Below are 1,073 nucleotides of genomic sequence, written 5' to 3' on the forward strand. Positions count from 1 at the left end.
CCGACTTGTGGTCCTTGTCGTTCGGCTTGAACGGGTTGTGGTGGCCGGAGCGTGGCTTATCGCAATCACGGTCGTGTTTGTCGCCGTCGCGGTCACAGCCCTTGTGGCCCTTGTGGCCCTTGTCCCCGTGATGGCCATGGTGATCCTTGTCACGACAGCTCGGGGTTCCCGGCTCGGTCAATGCACCACAACCGATGATGCTGGCGCCGGTCATGGTCAAGGCCACGCTGGACATGGCACGACCGGCCAGGGTGCCGCGGGTCAGGGTGATGGAGCCGATGGTGGCGTCACCCGCGAGGAGGTTGCCCTTGAGCGCGGAATCGGTCAGGGTGGCAGCCCCGGTCGGCGCCCAGTAGACATTGCAGGGCTGGCCACCGCCCGCCATGGCCACCGAGAAGTTCGTGCCGGTCAGCGCGCCGTTCACCAGAAAGATCCAGACGCCACCGGCGGGACCCGTGAGCGTCAAGGTGCCGGCCTTGGCCACCGCGTCGGTGCAGTAGACACCGGGCGCCAGGTTCTGGCCAGCCAGGTCACCTGGCATCGGAGTGCATGGCAGGGACTGGACCGAGGCGTAGGCGCTCAGGAAATCCACCCGCGCCTGGACCGCAGCCGCATTGGTCGCCGGGGGTGTCGCACCGGCCACGGTGCAGCCGGTATTGGTGTAGGGCACAGCGCTGCCGGGTGCGACACCGATGTCTCCGGTGACCACGCCTGCCGTGCATGTGACATTCGTGCCGCCCAGGACCGAGAAGCTCGATGCGCTTCCCAGCGAGACCTGCGCCCAGACGGGGGGGGCTGCCGCCAGCAGCGCGCCGGCAGTCAGACACAGGGTGGACAAAGACTTTTGGAGAGGGTTCATGGCGTGTTTCCTTGCTTGATGACGAAAGGGGAAAGACGGTTGTAGGTCTTGCGTCCGACTCATTCCGTCTGTTGGCGTACAGAAGTGATGAATAGTGCTGCGGGCCAGGCACGCGGGGCAGCGCAAAAAAGGCCACGCCCGTGAAACACGGACGTGGCCTGCCGCTTGTGCTTGCGCTTGTGGCGCCAGTACGGTTTACTGCGGCACGGTCACC

The 1,073-nt window shown here is 65.7% G+C and carries 1 protein-coding gene; it reads right to left on the reverse strand.

Going from position 1 to position 1,073, the window contains the following annotated elements:
- The coding region (locus ACYVH8_RS12735) for an ice-binding family protein (RefSeq protein ID WP_460489189.1) at window positions 1-859 on the reverse strand (859 nt) is incomplete at its 3' end.
- Window positions 860-1,073 lie beyond the last annotated feature (214 nt).

The organism is Curvibacter fontanus (assembly GCF_054780335.1).